The organism is Pseudoalteromonas sp. meg-B1 (assembly GCF_003173795.1).
Taxonomy (GTDB): domain Bacteria; phylum Pseudomonadota; class Gammaproteobacteria; order Enterobacterales; family Alteromonadaceae; genus Pseudoalteromonas; species Pseudoalteromonas undina.
This window is the reverse complement of the sequence record NZ_QGQU01000008.1, coordinates 53144-69881: the sequence shown is the minus strand read 5'-3', so window position 1 is coordinate 69881 and position 16738 is coordinate 53144. Positions and strand designations below refer to the sequence as shown.

At 40.7% G+C, this 16738-nt stretch carries 15 protein-coding genes; 7 read left to right on the top strand and 8 right to left on the bottom strand.

From position 1 onward, the window contains the following. The first annotated feature begins 82 nt into the window (after window positions 1-82). The 5 genes from DK924_RS17995 (at window position 83) to DK924_RS17975 (ending at window position 5379) form a co-directional block, all read left to right on the top strand. On the top strand, window positions 83-361 hold the full coding sequence (locus tag DK924_RS17995) for an MliC family protein (RefSeq protein WP_010392663.1): 279 nt from the start codon (window positions 83-85) through the stop codon (window positions 359-361). A 67-nt stretch (window positions 362-428) separates the two neighbouring features. Continuing rightward, window positions 429-2459: a methyl-accepting chemotaxis protein gene (locus tag DK924_RS17990; RefSeq protein WP_054202870.1), complete on the top strand. Its 2031-nt coding sequence runs from the start codon at window positions 429-431 to the stop codon at window positions 2457-2459. A gap of 71 nt (window positions 2460-2530) precedes the next feature. Then, entirely contained in the window at window positions 2531-3997 is a 1467-nt protein-coding gene (gene ubiD, locus DK924_RS17985) for a 4-hydroxy-3-polyprenylbenzoate decarboxylase (protein WP_010392659.1), read from the top strand. A gap of 95 nt (window positions 3998-4092) precedes the next feature. Then, window positions 4093-4806: an NAD(P)H-flavin reductase gene (gene fre, locus DK924_RS17980; RefSeq protein WP_109875819.1), complete on the top strand. Its 714-nt coding sequence runs from the start codon at window positions 4093-4095 to the stop codon at window positions 4804-4806. A 159-nt stretch (window positions 4807-4965) separates the two neighbouring features. Continuing rightward, complete coding sequence (locus tag DK924_RS17975) at window positions 4966-5379, top strand: CBS domain-containing protein (protein WP_055013101.1); 414 nt, start codon at window positions 4966-4968, stop codon at window positions 5377-5379. Between the two features lie 66 nt (window positions 5380-5445). On the opposite strand, the gene add is transcribed toward DK924_RS17975, so the two are convergent. The 8 genes from add to cyaY all read right to left on the bottom strand — a co-directional run bounded on the left by add (window position 5446) and on the right by cyaY (window position 15124). Then, window positions 5446-6447, bottom strand: a complete 1002-nt coding sequence (gene add / locus DK924_RS17970) for an adenosine deaminase (protein WP_109875818.1) — start codon at window positions 6445-6447, stop codon at window positions 5446-5448. A gap of 119 nt (window positions 6448-6566) precedes the next feature. Next, complete coding sequence (locus tag DK924_RS17965; RefSeq protein WP_109875817.1) at window positions 6567-9233, bottom strand: ATP-binding protein; 2667 nt, start codon at window positions 9231-9233, stop codon at window positions 6567-6569. Window positions 9234-9279: 46 nt separating this feature from the next. Beyond that, a complete protein-coding gene (locus DK924_RS17960) occupies window positions 9280-10386 on the bottom strand; it encodes a heme biosynthesis HemY N-terminal domain-containing protein (RefSeq protein WP_109875816.1) in 1107 nt (368 codons plus the stop codon). Continuing rightward, window positions 10383-12221 carry a uroporphyrinogen-III synthase gene (locus tag DK924_RS17955; RefSeq protein ID WP_109875815.1) on the bottom strand — a complete coding sequence of 613 codons (1839 nt, stop codon included), beginning with the start codon at window positions 12219-12221 and terminating at the stop codon, window positions 10383-10385. Before DK924_RS17955 ends, DK924_RS17960 begins: the two co-directional genes overlap by 4 nt. Then, entirely contained in the window at window positions 12221-13159 is a 939-nt protein-coding gene (gene hemC, locus DK924_RS17950; protein ID WP_055013097.1) for a hydroxymethylbilane synthase, read from the bottom strand. Before hemC ends, DK924_RS17955 begins: the two co-directional genes overlap by 1 nt. Before the next feature lie 59 nt (window positions 13160-13218). After that, complete coding sequence (locus DK924_RS17945; protein ID WP_109875814.1) at window positions 13219-14124, bottom strand: DUF2914 domain-containing protein; 906 nt, start codon at window positions 14122-14124, stop codon at window positions 13219-13221. A 23-nt stretch (window positions 14125-14147) separates the two neighbouring features. Next, complete coding sequence (locus tag DK924_RS17940; protein WP_008109038.1) at window positions 14148-14804, bottom strand: alpha/beta hydrolase; 657 nt, start codon at window positions 14802-14804, stop codon at window positions 14148-14150. Next, a complete protein-coding gene (gene cyaY, locus DK924_RS17935) occupies window positions 14801-15124 on the bottom strand; it encodes an iron donor protein CyaY (RefSeq protein WP_008109036.1) in 324 nt (107 codons plus the stop codon). The genes DK924_RS17940 and cyaY overlap by 4 nt, the downstream gene beginning before the upstream one ends. A 148-nt stretch (window positions 15125-15272) precedes the next feature. On the opposite strand from cyaY, the gene DK924_RS17930 reads away from it, so the two are divergent. Both DK924_RS17930 and lysA read left to right on the top strand, forming a co-directional pair. Next, window positions 15273-15452 carry a lipoprotein gene (locus tag DK924_RS17930; protein ID WP_010392638.1) on the top strand — a complete coding sequence of 60 codons (180 nt, stop codon included), beginning with the start codon at window positions 15273-15275 and terminating at the stop codon, window positions 15450-15452. Then, entirely contained in the window at window positions 15453-16706 is a 1254-nt protein-coding gene (lysA, locus tag DK924_RS17925; protein ID WP_109875813.1) for a diaminopimelate decarboxylase, read from the top strand. It abuts the gene before it with no gap. The last annotated feature ends 32 nt before the right edge of the window (window positions 16707-16738 follow it).

Genomic DNA, 16738 nt, shown 5'->3' with positions numbered 1-16738 from the left:
ACGTAAAGCTATATTTTCACCAACGGTTAATTTAGCTTTGTTAAGCTCTTAATTAAACAAGGGACTCAATAAGGCACAGCCAATGAAACACGCTATCGTTATTATTGCTCTAATAGCTTTGACTGCATGCAATAAGCAGCCAGTTACAAATAACTATGTTTGCGATAACGCACCTGCAAAACTTGATATTATTAGCAACAAGCAAGCAAAGCTGAGCTTTTATGATCATGATTACATATTGAATCATGAGGTGAGTGCTTCAGGCAGTAAATACATTAATCAAGAGGTGTTATTTTGGAGTAAAGGAGAGCAAGCAATGCTAATAATTAACGGCAAAAAATACCAATGCAGCAGCAATTAACCAATAACTAACATCAAATTAAAAAACTTGCTACACTAACAAAAGTCTTAATATTGTTGATAAAGTTATGCAATCTCTCGCTATAAAACATAAAATAATTTTAGCCTTTTCAGCCATTGGCTTGTTAATGCTTACTAGCTGCATATTTTTTTACTGGTCGCTAAATCAAATTAGTATCACTAACACACGTATAGAAGCGTTGGCAGTGCCTGTACAACAAGCCAGTAAAGACCTTCGTTTATCACTCCTTTCTATCACTAAATTTAATGCCATTGCTTATAGCCAAACTAAACTTAATTTACTGCTGGAAAATAAAAAGCAGGCACACGCTGAACAAACGCAGTTTTTTAGTAAATTAGAAACACTAAAAGCACAAGTTGCCCAGCAGCAAGGTATGCAAACACTTCTTACAGCTATTAACAAAGACTTCGCCCAGCTAAATACAATAAGCAACCAAATGCTTGCAGCAAAAGAGCAACGATTTAAGGCGCAAAGCTCAGCCGCAGCACTAACAATTACGTTTAATGAACAGCTTCGTGAACTCAGTAACCGCTTGCTTGATATAGAGCTCATAAACGTTGAGAGCAACCAGCAATCACTTTTGAATGCAGTATTTGGCACTGCGACTCGTGTTGATGATTTATTATTTACTTTAAATAATAATGTCAAAGGGATTGGGCAAATAACAACTTCAGAAAATATAAACGATCATCAGCAAGATACCTCTTTTTTACTCGATAATATTAAATCTAATCTTAGCTACTTAGAGCAACAAGCCGCCCCAATTGCTAATAAACTCAACGCTAATGAGCTAATTACAGCGTTTAACGATTTAAGCAGCTTATTAAATAATCCTGATGGGCTGTATGCATTGCAAAATGCTGTGCTCAATAATAAAGATAAAGTTGATCAGCGGTTTGAAAGCTTTCAACAGGCATTTATTAGTATTGAAAGTCAACTGATTGAGCTTAATAAACTGGCTGACATACGCTTTAACTCCCTACAAGAGAGCGCTAAGTCAGCGATTAATACCGGCTCTAGTTTAGTGATTATTATTGCGTTTGTTTTAATTGCTTTGCTGATTATTATTTCAGTTTTTACGACTAACGCTATGCTAAAACCGCTTAAAAAGGTAAACAAAGAACTTGCTCACATAGCCTCAGGTGACTTTTCTAAGCGTAGCAATCCCCGCAGTAAAGATGAATTTGGTACTCTGATGCATAACACTAATAAGCTTTGTGATGATTTAACTCACTTAATAAAAGCCATTAGTAACGATGCTTACGAACTAGATAATTCAGCTATTCAAACCAGCGAAAAAGGCCAGCAAATGACCATTGTTGCTAAGCAACAGCTGGAACGTAGTGCACAAGCAACCTCATTAGCACAGCAAATGTTGCAAAGTTCTCAAGCCGTACACGAACAAGCGCAAAGCACCTCTAATGAAATTACTAATGCCTCGCAATTTGCCAATGACGTTAACGACATTGCAAATAATAATAGCCAAAGCATTGAAGCACTTTTAAGCCGCTTAGATAGAGCAGTAAGCAGTACAGAAGAACTAGCTCAATATACGCAACTAATTGGTGCCATTGTCGATACCATTAGCAGTATTGCAGAGCAAACTAACTTACTGGCACTTAATGCCGCAATTGAAGCGGCACGTGCTGGTGAACATGGTCGAGGTTTTGCCGTAGTAGCCGATGAAGTACGCTCGCTTGCAGGGCGCACACAAAGTTCTACAAGCGAAATTACCACCATGATTAACACTCTACAGCAGCATACTCAAACCACTCAAACTGAAATAAATGATGGGCAACAACAGGCTAAGCATTGCGTTGAAAACAGTACTGAACTAAATAGTGCTGTTGAGCGTATTAAGAGCACGCTGGTATCGGTTAATGCTATGAGTAAAGAGATTGCGAGTGCCTCACATGAACAACTGGCAAACAGCACCGATATTCAACAAATAATGGCTAAGGTAACCGAGCAGGCTACCTTAAATGCCAACAATGCAACGACCCTAGCAAGCGAAAGTGAAGACGTTAACCAACTTGCACACTCACTAAAAGGTGCAGTAGAGCGCTTTAAGTTTTAAGCGCAGCTAATGACTTGGCTTGTATGAACTGGGTATAATACTTTTAACTTTTTGCTAAGTAACGGCCCACAATGAAATACAAAGATCTGCGCGATTTTATCGATTTACTTGAGAAACGAGGCGAGTTAAAACGCATCAGCCAAGAAATCGACCCGTATCTTGAGATGACCGAAATTGCTGACCGCACACTGCGTGCCGAAGGCCCTGCTTTATTATTTGAAAACCCTAAAGGGTACGACATTCCCGTTTTAGCTAACTTGTTTGGTACCCCAAAGCGTGTAGCTATGGGTATGGGCCAAGAAGATGTGAGTGAATTACGTGAAGTAGGAAAATTACTCGCATTTCTAAAAGAGCCTGAGCCGCCAAAAGGCATTAAAGAAGCGCTCGGACAAATTCCGGTATTCAAGCAAGTACTTAATATGCCGGCTAAAGAAGTTAAAAAAGCCCCCTGCCAACAAGTTATTTTACAAGGTGACGACGTTGACTTAACTAAGTTTCCTATTCAGCACTGCTGGCCTGGCGATGCTGCACCTTTGATTACTTGGGGTTTAACCGTTACCAAAGGACCTCACAAAAAGCGCCAAAATTTAGGGATTTATCGTCAACAGCTATTGGGTAAAAATAAAATCATTATGCGTTGGTTATCTCATCGCGGTGGCGCGCTTGATTTTCAAGAGTGGTGTAAAGAACACCCTGGCCAGCCCTACCCTGTTTCGGTGGCATTAGGTGCAGATCCTGCGACTATTTTAGGTGCTGTTACCCCCGTTCCAGATACGTTAAGCGAATATGCCTTTGCAGGTTTACTACGTGGTAGTAAAACTGAAGTAGTTAAGTCAATCTCGAATGATTTACAAGTACCAGCCAGTGCAGAAATCGTACTTGAAGGGCATATTATGCCTGGAGAAATGGCGCCGGAAGGTCCATATGGCGACCACACAGGCTACTACAACGAAGTCGACGACTTCCCAGTTATGACGGTCACTCATATTACACATCGTAAAGACCCTATTTACCATAGTACTTTTACTGGCCGTCCGCCGGATGAGCCTGCGATTTTAGGGGTGGCATTAAACGAAGTATTCGTACCAATCTTACAAAAGCAATTTCCAGAAATTGTCGATTTTTATTTACCGCCAGAAGGTTGTTCGTACCGTATGGCCGTGGTAACAATGAAAAAACAATATCCAGGTCACGCCAAGCGCGTAATGATGGGAGTTTGGTCATTCCTACGACAATTTATGTACACTAAGTTTGTTATTGTCTGTGATGATGATATTAACGCTAGAGATTGGAACGATGTAATTTGGGCTATCACTACTCGTATGGACCCTGCGCGCGACACGACGTTAATTGAAAACACACCAATTGATTATTTAGATTTTGCATCGCCCGTATCTGGCCTAGGTTCAAAAATGGGTATGGATGCAACAAATAAATGGCCTGGTGAAACAACTCGAGAATGGGGCGAACCTATTGTAATGGATCAAGCCACTAAGGATCGAGTTGATGAGCTTTGGGATAGCTTAGATATTCTTTAACGACTTTGGTCTAGGGCCTCTAGGCTATAAACTCACCCTGCGGATATGCTATTATTGCTCAAATAAAGTGCGTATCCGCTAATTTAAGGTAAAACATGCAAACATTACTCGCTGAAGTTGTTTCTATCAGCCCACTAACAGAATTTGTTCATAAAGTTATTTTAAAGCCGCAACAGCCTGTAGCATTTGAAGCTGGTCAATATTTACAGCTGGTTTTAGGTGAAAAAGATAAACGTGCGTTTTCAATCGCGAGTCGCCCCTCACAAACTGATGCATTAGAATTACACATTGGCGCATCAAACGCAGACTCTTACGCGATGCAATCATTAGAACACCTTCGTAGTGCCCACAACGAGAACCAAACCGTAACTATTGAAGCAGGTTTAGGTATTTCTCAGCTGCGTTTGCAGTGTGAGCGTCCAATTATTTTACTCGCCGGCGGTACTGGTTTTTCTTACGCAAAGTCAATGGCCGAGCATTTAGCTGAAATCAACTGTGAGCGCCCGGTGCTATTTTACTGGGGAGTAAAAGAAGAGTCGGCGCTATATGCACATACCGAAATGCAAGCATGGGCAGATAGCCATGAAAACTTTAAATTTATTCCTGTAGTAGAGCATCCTACCGACAGCTGGACTGGCCACACTGGTTATGTTCATAAAGCGGTGATGAACGATATCATCTCGTTAGAACCTTACGATATTTACATGGCAGGTCGTTTTGACATGATTGGCATAGTACGTGATGATTTTATAAATCATGGCGCCACTCGTGAAAACATGTACGCAGATGCATTCGCGTTTATAAAGTAACATTAGCGCATTATTTTAAGGCACCTTAGGGTGCCTTAATTGTTTTAATTGCTAGCACTGTGATTGTTATTACCTATTAAGCTCATCAACATAAACAATTTCCTAAAATCCAATCTATAAACCATACTTTGTACAGAACATTAAGCGGGAGAAACCTAAATGTTAAATACAAAAGTAAAAGATTTTATGCAACATAAGTTGCCTCATATCACCCCTAATACAGAAATGACCACTGCCATAGCAGAGCTAGAAAAATTTAAACTACTAGGCGCGCCGGTATTTGATGATAATAAGGTGCTCGTTGGCTTTATCTCAGAGCAAGAATTACTTAAACCCTTAATGCAAAGTAGTTATTTTTGTGATGGTATGGTTAAAGTATCGCAGTTGATGCAAACAGATGTGGTAACCGTGAACGGCGATACCAATATTATGGAATTAGCAGAACAAATGAAGCCTGGTAAGCCTAAAAATTACCCCGTGATCGATGGCGGTGTAGTGGTAGGTATGATCAGCCGTGCCGATATATTAAAAGCACTTTATAATAATTACGTTAGTTGTAATGCGCACATATAAAAAAATGCCACTGTAAACAGTGGCATTTTTAATTATATAACCTGAACTCTGGATAATATAAGCAACTTAACGCTGTGCGACTTTAGCTTTAAGTGCGCTTTTATCAGCGTCACTTAAATAGGCAATTTCCAGCGCATTCGCTTGCGCTTTTTCCATATCGGCTTGTGACAAACCTGCTTTTGGTGCTGCCACTGCGTACTCGTACTCAATTTCAATGCCTTCAACAGCTGGGTCATCCGTGTTAAGACAAGCTAAAATACCATGTTCTAAAAACTGCTTAAGTGGGTGTTTGGTTAAATCATTCACTGTACTGGTTTGAATATTACTGGTTAAGCACGATTCAATACCAATACGGTTATCGCGTAAATAATCCATTAGTTTTGGATCTTCAATCGCTTTAACACCATGGCCTATTCTGCTTGCGCCAAGCTCGTTTAATGCTTGCCAAATACTTGGAGCACCTAACGCTTCACCAGCATGCACAGTAACAGCCAAATACGCATCACGTACTTGCTTAAAATGATCAACAAACAACTCGCCAGGATAACCAATTTCATCACCGGCCAAATCCACTGCAACCAAATCATTTTTATAGGCAAGTAACGCGTCCAACTCGTGCTGACAGGTTTTAACTCCGTATGTACGAGACAAAATACCAATTAAGTTTGCTTTTATATCAGTATCTTTTGTTGCACTTCGGATACCATCAACCACTGCTTCAACAACGCCTTGAGGGTGTAACCCTTGGCTTTGAGCCATATAATAAGGACTAAAACGCAGCTCTACATAATCAAGGCCCTGCGCTTGCGCATCTTCAATGTTTTCTATCGCAATACGTCTACAGGCATCGTAATCGCCTAGTACCGTCACTCCCCAATCAAGCTTTTGTAAAAATGCCATTAAGTTTGGCTCAGGATCAATAACCTGAACATGAGGAATAAGTGCTTCAACATTGTCCGCTGGTAAAGCGATATTAAACTGACGACCAAGTTCTAGTATGGTTTGCGCGCGTACATTACCGTCTAAATGACGGTGAATATCTAGCAAAGGTATTTTTCTATTGATCATAATAGCTACTCGGTTGAATTAAAATTGCGCGAATGATACGCAGGTACAGTAATATTTCAAGTGTAGAATACTTAAAATAGCGCTTGGAGGTCTTATGTCTGCTTTTTATATAAAAAGAGTTAACGTGATAAATAAAACCAAATCATTTTAAACAGTGCATCTGCATCAATCGGTTTTGTTATATAGTTATCCATCCCCACGTTAATCGCTTTTTTAGCATCTTCTTCGTGCGCATTAGCAGATAGGCCAATAATAGGTAAATCTAAAAACCCTAATTCATTACGAATCACTTTCGTTGCCTTTAAGCCATCCATTTGTGGCATTTGAATATCCATTAATACTAAGTCGTATCTTTTATCGCTTAGCATTTTAATCGCTTCAAGTCCGTTATTAGCAATATCAACAACACCCTGCTTGGTTTCTAAAATAGCGGTAGCCACATGTTGATTTAATGGGTTATCTTCAACGAGTAGTAAGCGATATTTCGCCAGTGATAGGTTGCTTATATCTATTTTATCTAACTTACCTGAATAATATTGTGCTTTAGGTAACGGAGAATGAAGCGGTAAACTAAAGGTAAAAGTAGAGCCGTGACCTTCACTACTTTTTAAATCAATTGCTCCTCCCATCAGCTCCACTAATTTTTTACAAATACTTAAACCAAGCCCTGTGCCACCAAACTGGCGTGAGGTTGAACTATCAGCCTGAGAGAATGGGTTAAATAGCTGTTTTTGTGCCTCCTCACTAATTCCAATCCCCGTATCATTGACACTAAAATAAGTCATTTTTGCTGACTGCCAAATCTTTAATGTGACACTGCCCTTAGCAGTAAACTTAACGGCATTATTTAATAAGTTCAGCAGCACCTGCTTTAAACGAATAGGATCGGTATTAACAACTAAAGGAGCATCATGATCAACCTCAACTTGCAGTGACAAAGGCTTATTACTGACCTCAAACTGCATTAAACTCATAACTTCTTTTGCTAGAGACTTTAGCTCCACAGGTTCCTGCACTAACTCAAGTTTACCCGCCTCCATTTTTGAAAAATCGAGCACATCATTAAGCACTCTCAATAATACGCTGACCGCACCATCAGCTTGCTCTATGTAAGATTTTGCTAGTGGCCAATCCCGCTGTTGCAGTGCTAAGTAATGCATGCCTTTAATACCATTAATTGGGGTGCGAATTTCGTGGCTCATATTGGCTAAAAACTGACTTTTTATCTCACTGGCTTTATCGGCTTTTTGCTTTTCCTGACGCAAAGTCAGCGTTTGCTTTGCCACTTGTTCGCGTATACGAACATTGGTGGCTACCACTGAAATTAAAAACATAATCAATAGCCAAACAAATAACATTCCCACTATCTGTGCTAACCAATAAATAAGCCAGGTTGACTCCGTCTTAGGTTGGTATATTTCTACCTGCCATAACCGATGCCCAATTAACAACTGATAATCTTTTAGCAACGTCATTGAGTCATGCTCAACGCTATAAAGAGTCTGTTTATTATCTACTTTATTTATATCAGTAAAGCTAATCGCGACTTCGCCACTACTATCAAATGAAAGTACCTGCGACAACTTAGCTAAGTTAACGAGTGCAATCACAAATCCTTTGAAATCCCCTTCAATATCAGGAGCACCAAATACAGGAGAAATAAAAAGCACGCTTAATTCATCATCTGTAGGGGCTAACTTAAATGGTTTACTCAGTACCAACTCATTAAGAATTTTTGCTTTATTAAGGGCATCGCGAATATCTATATCAGAGCTCAAATCGAAGCCCAACAAATCTTGCGTGTTCTTTATAGGATAAATGTATTTTATGGGGTAATAAGTATTGTTAAAGGGTGCTTGTTGCCACTGTCCATTCGCCATTCTTTGCTTTATAACGATACTTTTGTCCCATTCAGCAGGATCATTAATAGACTTGGCAGTAATCATTGGTACCCAATTTAATGCTAAAATCTCTTCACTATAGCTCAACTGCTTAGAGGTGAAATGATTAAACTCATCGAGGCTAACTTGATCACTACTTGCTAGAAATGCACCTAACAAAGATAGATGAGCAGCCACTTCATCTAACTTCTGATTAATGGCACTTTGCGTCATCAGTACTTTGGCGTCTTGTTTTTGAAGGTCTTTTTGTTTTTTTACACTGGCCGCGCCATAAAAACTAATACTGATAATGGCGTAAATAAGTAACGCAGGTAAAATAACTTGCAGCCGATGACGCAACTGCGAATAGTTAAATATGGCCAGTACTAAAGGGGTAAAAATCAGCACCCCAATTGAGTCACCTATCCACCAAGTAATAAAGGTACTGATGACATCAGATGTGCTAATAAAATGATTTAAAACAAGTAGACTAGTTCCTGCTCCAGCAGCTATGACACAACATAGCGGCCCACCAATCACCAAGCTTTGAATACTAAGTTTTAAAGAAGATAAATTAAGGGGAGCTTTAATGACTTTGGTAATAAGGAATGCACCAAGCCAAGCCTGAAAAAATATAGCGCAACTAACCCCGAGGGATTGGATTAATATTTGCCAATTTAAGATATCAGCGGAGTTATCTAAGTGAATTAAATTAACAAAAACCGCACCGGCAAAAATGCCAGCATAAGCACGACGCCCCCATAGTAAAAAGCTTGCCAGCGCAATACCAGCCGGAGGCCAAGAGGCAACCGCATAACCGTTAACAGCAAATAAAAAGTTACTTAGATAACCACTAAAGAAATAAGCGCATGCGAGGCTAAAAGATAATGTAAATACATTTTTCACAACCGTCGCTCCTGCGCTTTTATTATTGATTTATAACTATAATTGATTATTGGTAGAGTACAAGTGCCTTATCTAATTGTGCACTGTGCTCATAACTTAATATCGCTTGTTGTCGATACTGTGCTTTATTTTCGCTATTGAGTGCTTTGTCAAAAACACGTGCTGCTAAGTCGTAATCACCTTGTGCATTGGCTAAACACGCCAGCGCTAATAATAACGCATTATTATGCTCATCTTTTTTTAGTCGCTCTTGAATACTTGATTGCAGCTTATAAGCATTACTTGGTGCAGTTTCACTTAAAATATAAGCCAGCTCATCATGCTGTTTTTGCTTGAGTAATTTAATTAGCTCATTTTCGATGCTTGCTAACTGCCCTGTTTTGGCCATTTGGGTTAAATAAGCCGTGTGCGCATGCGCCTGCAACTTTTTACCTAAATGTTGGTATTTAGCGGTTAACTCATCACTTGCTTGCGCAGCAAAATAAGCTAAAAACACTTGCTGCCACTGGGTATCATTCAAGGCGTTTTTGCGTAACAAACGCGGTAAAAAGTCTTCAAGCAATTTAAAATGCTGTTGTTGCACTAACACTTCGGTGTACAACTTCAAATCAAGTACCGTAGCTTTTTTAGATTCTGCAGCCACCCGTATTTGCGGTTCAATTACACTGCTGTCGCCACTAGCTAACCACAATTTAGCCACTTTAAGTTGTTGTTCTGGGCTGATTTCAAATAAACGCTCAAGCGCTTTATCAGGCTGATTATTTGCCAGTGCAGCTTTTGCTAATAATGCTAAACGTATATCGGAAAATTTAGCAGGCACACTATTGCTTGAAAGCGTATTTTCTACTTGCTCGTAATCATCATTAATGAGGCTCCACAATGCTTGCTCTATAGCCGCATGTTTACGCTCTTGGCTTCGCGCAAAAAAGCCATGCTTAGTGTTTCTGTATATAGATAAACAATAACGCACTAGCTTGTAAGTTAAATATAAAACCGCTGCGCTCAGTGCTGCCATAATACAAAACGAAACAATTGTGCCCTCTATGGTGGTATTGTTAAATGAAATCAGCACATAGCCTTTCTCATCTAACACAAAGGGGGTAATCGCTAGCACCAATACAATAGCGACAATAAAAATAATCAGCCCTATCATTGTGCCCACTCCTTCACTTTTTGAGTGCTTTGCAGTGTCACTTCAGGATTAAAGTTAAGCGATTCTTTTTCAAGATTGGCTAATGTCTGTATTACCACTTTTGTTGCATCGTCATCTTGTTTAAAGTATTCATTAACCAAACGTTTTGTATCATTCAAAGCGTTAAAATAAATACTAGCTTGTTTACCCATTAATGCGTCTTGCGCCTGAGTAATATTAAGCTTGATGCGCTGGATAATTAAATGACGCTCTCGGTCAGTTAATAGTGGCTCAATTAATACGCCTTCATGATGGCGAATAGTAATAAAGCTATCGACTATTTTATTCCAACTATTAAGAATGTTTTGTTGCCAATCACTAACATCTTCAGAGAGTGCATTCTCATCACTTATACTCGCCTCTTCAGGCAAATTAACCGCATTAAATACCAAGTCATCAATACGCTTTATTACGCTGTTTAATTGTAAATAAATCGCTTCTGTCGCAACGGGTTTAATATTGTCGAGTGTTTGTATGTCTTGTGTAATTGCTTGACGCAACTCAAGCGTACCAGAATGATCACTTAACAATGAATCTAAACGTTTAAGCACGGCACTGGTGCCTGGGTAATCTTGTTCTGCCCACAGTTTAAATTCAGCCATGCGTTGCAAGCTGGTGACCTCTTGTGGATTTAATGTATTACCACTTTGTTGCACCTTTTGCAGCGCGGCTTTTAATGCTTGTTGATTTTTTACAGAGTTTTCATTGAGCGCCATAGCGATTTGTTCTTCGCTATTAAGCAACGCTTGCTGCAAGCTAAGCTGCTCAGATTTAAGCGCTTGCAGCTCTTGTTGTAGCATTTTATTTTGTTCTGTCAGCGTATTAACTGCTAAATTTTGCACTTTACTGGCATTAAGCTTTTGATAAAACTCATAACCCACACCGCTGGCAACAAGCAAGGAAATCACTAACGCAACGCTACCTACTTTACTTACTTTTTGAGGAGTGCTCTGCGTTTGGTTATTCGCTTTTACAGAGTCACTTTTAGTCGTATTAGAGGTGTTTTTTGCTGTTGGCTGCGCTGCTTTTTCTACTTTTGACGTCGCTGACTGTTCACTCATTTTGCTACCTTGCTGATTAATGCAGGTAAACATAGCGTGGTCGCTAGCTCCTGCCGCAGTATGTATATGGGTCGAATTTATTTTTTGTTGCTGTAAATAAGTACCTATGCGCTCACTGGCAACGTAAAATTCGCACTGTTGTAACCATGTTAGTTGCGCCGCCGAGATAGTATTAAATATGGCGTCAACTGCAGCATTACTTGTAATGACTATACCGTTTACATTATGGCTTTGCCAGTGGTCTATCCAGTTAGCTGAGCTAGGCTCTACTGGCTCACGTTGATACACCACACAATTATTTAAATAAGCACCACGTTGCTTCAAGGTTTTTGCTATTTCAGGTCGCCCGCCAATACCTTTGACCAACACAATATTACTGCCATCAACATCAGCCAAAGACTTAAGCGCGAGTAACCCCTCAGAGTCATGTTGTTTTGGTAGTGCGGCACGCACACCAAATACTTCATAAATAGTATCAGCTGTTTGTTGCCCAACCCCATAAAACTGTGCTTTGGTATTAATAGCAGGCTTAAGTGCATTTAATGCATGCACCGCATCCTGTGAAACAAAAATAATTTTGTCAGCGTTCACCAGCGGGCTTAATTCAACGTTTGTTGGCGTTAAGTAGGTTATTTTTAAAACTGGATATAAAGACGCTTGATAACCCGCTTGCTCAAGTTGCTCTGCAAGGGCTGCGCCTTTTCCTTCGGGCCGAGTTATCAAGATATGTTTCATTATGCGTCTCGATATACGTCAGCTAGAATTTTATCTGCGCCTTGTGCTAATAATTTTTTAGCCAGCTCTACACCTAACTTTTCAGCATCATCAACGTGACCGCTAATTTCATCGCGTAAAATTTCACTGCCATCAATCGCACCGACCAAACCACGTAAGTGTACTTGGTCACCCTCAACCAATGCATAAGCACCAATTGGCACTTGGCAGCCCCCTTCTAAATGGCGGTTCATTGCACGCTCAGCGTTAACACGAATACGTGTTTCGTTATGCTCAAGCGGCGCTAACAATGCTTTCGTCACGGTATCGTCTATACGACACTCAATGCCTACAGCGCCTTGGCCATTAGCAGGTAACGAGACTTCTGGTTCAATAAAGTCACGAATACGCTCGCCCATTTCTAAACGAATTAGGCCTGCAGCAGCAAGTATAATGGCATCATATTGGCCGCTATCAAGCTTAGCTAAACGTGTATTGACATTGCCGCGTAAGTCTCGAATTTCTAAATCCGGACGCATCGCTCTAATTTGACACTGGCGACGTAAACTTGAAGTCCCCACAATAGCACCTTGTGGAAGCGCATCAATATTGGCAAAATTGTTTGATACAAATGCATCACGCGGGTCTTCACGCTCACAAATGGTGTGTAACTCTAAATCATCCGGAAACTCTACCGGCACATCTTTCATTGAATGCACTGCAATATCTGCACGGCCATCTAGCATGGCTTGCTCTAGTTCTTTTACAAATAAACCTTTGCCGCCAATTTTAGCTAGCGGTGTATCTAAAATAATGTCACCTTGAGTCGACATTGGCACGAGCTCTACACGCACGTCATCATGAAAATGCTCTAGCTGCGCTTTTACAAATTCAGCCTGCCAGAGTGCCAATGCACTTTTACGAGTGGCAATGCGAACTAACTTTGTTTTTTCAGTCATAAAATATCCATTAATAATTACTAGCTTTTAGAATTAAAACTTGTTCAATCTAAGGCTATTTAATTTGCTAAAACTCTAAATTCTTTTTGAGCGATGAGCAGCCCGTTTTCATCAACTACATCAACGCGCCAATGCCCTAATTGAGTATCCATAATATTTTTAGTTGAGTACGTTCTGTAACGCGGAGAAGTGACCTTAAGCGCCACTTCAGCCATTATTTCACCTTCAAATAACCACACATGTTTTACCTGCTGTCCCTGTAAGTTTTTAAGCTCACTAAAAAATGACAGCGACTCTTCAAATTGATTCAAACGCACATCGGCGGCAAATACATTTGTTGGCTCACGGTTACTGACACTGCGAGTCAGAACTGCACGGCTAATTGTGGCTGTATCTATTTTGGCTCCCACAGCTACACTAGCAATGTGTGCAGATGCAGCAAATTTCTTTTGCTCAACTGGCTTTGCGCTAACAGTCTCAACTTCAGGGGCTTGAGTATCTATTGCTGCAATGGTTGCTTCTTCAGGCTCAGCAGTGATCGTTGGCTCTACTTCTTGCTTAATAATACTTTGTTGAACTTCAGGCTCCGATGGTACCTGTTCAGTAATAGAAGCTGGTTTTTGCTCAACTGAGGAAAAGGTTTTAGGGTCTGCAATCGCAACACTGCTTACCAGCTCCTCATCTGCATCTATGGCTTTTTCACTCTCTACTGGTGCTGCATTATCATCGCTTAGCGACACAATTGCTGTTTGTTGCTCAGTAAAATCAAGCTGCTCATTAGGATGCGGCGTCCCTTGATCAGCATTCACGGCGCTAGACAGGCCGTAAATAACCGCTGCAGAGATCATAATCACCAACATAGAAATACTCACAATCCGACGCCAATGCCACTCATAGCTCACGTTGGGTTCGCTTAACTGTGGTTCACGTTTTACATTTGCTGTTATTACTATTTTTTGACTCATTTTGACCCTCAGCGGCTCCTAAACTAACTTAAGCGAGAAATTAACCATTGGCGCACAGCTTGTAACTCTTGTGTACAAACCTGATGCCCCATTGGGTATTCTTGCCAACTTACATCCATGTTATGCGTTGATAATACTTCGAACGCACTTCTACCCGCGCTATGCGGTACAACGTCATCTTGGCTACCATGAGCCATAAATATATTTAACTGTGTTTGTTTTGCTTCATCTGCCAATTTATGTGGCACACACATGTAGGTTGACAGCGCCATTACACCAGCCAACTTTTGTTCTAAACGCGGTGCTAAATGAAGCGATACAACGCCACCTTGCGAAAAGCCCGCTAAAATAATTTTACTGGCAGGTATGCCGTTAGCAATTTCTTGTGTAATGAGTTGCTCAACTTTTGCAGCTGATTCTCTAACCCCTTGCTCATCGGCACGTTTATCTAAATCCATAGATTTAATGTCGTACCATGAGCGCATTTGCATACCGCCATTAACTGTAACAGCCTGCATAGGCGCGTGCGGAAAAATAAAACGCACTCCTAACTCAGTAGGTAAGTCGAGCTGCGGGGCAACAGGTGCAAAACCATCACCTGAATCACCTAAGCCATGCAGCCAAATCACCGTGGCTTTATGGGCGCTTTGCGCTGGGTATTCTACAAACCCTAAACTCATAGTGTTGATTGCCATTTAATTTCTTGACCCGCTTGGCGTGTAGACGCTTCGTTAATGAAGCTCCAAAACTCTGCACCCGAGCGGTTATCAATCCATTGCCCATCACGCATTTCAAAATGGTGACCATTAAATTTTGTTGCTACCCATACTTGGTGCAAAGGTGCTTGCTTATTAATCACAATCTTACTGCGATCTGGAAAAATAATTTCTAAAATACCTTGAGCCGATTCATAATCTAAATCTGCTTCACAATCATCAACTTGTTCTTCAATAGTGAACATAAGAGCTTCTGCTAACTGGTGATATTCGTGATCAGTCATCGTTAATTTCCTTTGCAGGCGAGGCGCCTAAATAATGGGTGCATGTTTATAGAGCTAGTGTAACAGGAATAAAATCATCCGCGAATAGCTGCATTTTTTAGATATTCTGTTACTCTGCGATTATAAAGCCAGCAACCGTATTAATCTAATGAAAGCGACATATACCTTACAATTAAAACAACTATTAATCAGCACCGTATTGTTGTGTGCATTAGCTGGCTGTGGCCAAAGCGGCCCGCTGTACTTACCCGAGCAGCCTGCTGAACAAAACCAGCCAACTGACATTCCTAACAAACAAACACCCGCCGAGCAACAACAGGAGCAGTAAATGGATTTTTTTAATTATAAAAACAACCAACTATTTGCTGAAGATGTCAGCGTAGCAACCATTGCACAGCACTATGGTACGCCGTGTTATGTGTATTCCAGAGCCACGTTTGAACGCCATTATTTAGCGTTTGCTAATGCGACTCAAGATCACAAAAGCCTAGTGTGTTATGCCGTTAAAGCAAATTCAAATATTGCGGTGTTAAACATATTGGCACGACTTGGTGCGGGTTTTGATATTGTCTCAAAAGGCGAATTAGCACGGGTGATCAAAGCCGGAGGCGCTGCTAACAAAGTGGTATTTTCTGGGGTTGCTAAAACGGCTGACGAAATTGCTTATGCGTTAGAATTAGGTATTAAATGCTTTAACGTTGAGTCAATTTCAGAGCTTGAGCGCATTTCAGAAGTGGCCTGCGAGCTTAATTTAGACGCGCCAATTTCTATTCGTGTTAATCCCGATATTGATGCCAAAACACATCCGTATATTTCTACTGGACTTAAAGAAAATAAGTTTGGTATTGGAATCGAGTCTGCATTAAGTGTGTATCAACATGCGGCATCATTACCTGGCTTAACGATTGTTGGCGTAGATTGCCACATTGGCTCACAGCTTACACAAACCAAACCGTTTTTAGAGGCGCTTGATAAACTACTGGCATTAATTGATGAATTAAAAAATGCAGGTATTGAGCTAAGCCATTTAGATATAGGTGGAGGCCTTGGAGTAACCTACGACGATGAACAACCTCCGCACCCAAGTGAATATGCAGCACAAGTAACGCAGCGCCTTGCAAATTACCGTCACCTAGAACTGATTTTTGAGCCCGGGCGAGCCATTGCCGCAAACGCGGGGATTTTAGTAACACAAGTTGAGTTTATTAAACAAAACCAAGACAAGTATTTTGCGATTGTAGATGCGGGTATGAACGACATGTTACGCCCATCACTGTATCAAGCATGGCAAAAAATTATTCCTGTATCAGTGCGTGATGACGAAACACCTACCCACAACTATGACGTGGTTGGCCCGGTGTGTGAAACCGGTGACTTTTTAGGTAAAGACCGACCACTGGCACTCAAACAAGGTGATTTGTTAGTACAGCGAAGCGCTGGAGCCTATGGTTTTACCATGAGCTCAAATTATAACTCACGTCCACGAGTTGCCGAAGTAATGGTCGATGGTGAGCAACATCACCTTATTCGCGAACGCGAAACTATCGAAAGCTTATACCAAGGTGAGAAAGTTTTACCATAAACGTTTTTGCCAACTAGCTGCTCTGTGGCATG

Bases quoted from the DNA above. Each gene is read 5' to 3' on its own strand.
- DK924_RS17995 (WP_010392663.1), top strand. From the start codon at position 83: ATGAAACACGCTATCGTTATTATTGCTCTAATAGCTTTGACTGCATGC.
- DK924_RS17990 (WP_054202870.1), top strand. From the start codon at position 429: ATGCAATCTCTCGCTATAAAACATAAAATAATTTTAGCCTTTTCAGCC.
- ubiD (WP_010392659.1), top strand. From the start codon at position 2,531: ATGAAATACAAAGATCTGCGCGATTTTATCGATTTACTTGAGAAACGA.
- fre (WP_109875819.1), top strand. From the start codon at position 4,093: ATGCAAACATTACTCGCTGAAGTTGTTTCTATCAGCCCACTAACAGAA.
- DK924_RS17975 (WP_055013101.1), top strand. From the start codon at position 4,966: ATGTTAAATACAAAAGTAAAAGATTTTATGCAACATAAGTTGCCTCAT.
- add (WP_109875818.1), bottom strand. From the start codon at position 6,447: ATGATCAATAGAAAAATACCTTTGCTAGATATTCACCGTCATTTAGAC.
- DK924_RS17960 (WP_109875816.1), bottom strand. From the start codon at position 10,386: ATGATAGGGCTGATTATTTTTATTGTCGCTATTGTATTGGTGCTAGCG.
- DK924_RS17955 (WP_109875815.1), bottom strand. From the start codon at position 12,221: ATGAAACATATCTTGATAACTCGGCCCGAAGGAAAAGGCGCAGCCCTT.
- hemC (WP_055013097.1), bottom strand. From the start codon at position 13,159: ATGACTGAAAAAACAAAGTTAGTTCGCATTGCCACTCGTAAAAGTGCA.
- DK924_RS17945 (WP_109875814.1), bottom strand. From the start codon at position 14,124: ATGAGTCAAAAAATAGTAATAACAGCAAATGTAAAACGTGAACCACAG.
- DK924_RS17940 (WP_008109038.1), bottom strand. From the start codon at position 14,804: ATGAGTTTAGGGTTTGTAGAATACCCAGCGCAAAGCGCCCATAAAGCC.
- cyaY (WP_008109036.1), bottom strand. From the start codon at position 15,124: ATGACTGATCACGAATATCACCAGTTAGCAGAAGCTCTTATGTTCACT.
- DK924_RS17930 (WP_010392638.1), top strand. From the start codon at position 15,273: ATGAAAGCGACATATACCTTACAATTAAAACAACTATTAATCAGCACC.
- lysA (WP_109875813.1), top strand. From the start codon at position 15,453: ATGGATTTTTTTAATTATAAAAACAACCAACTATTTGCTGAAGATGTC.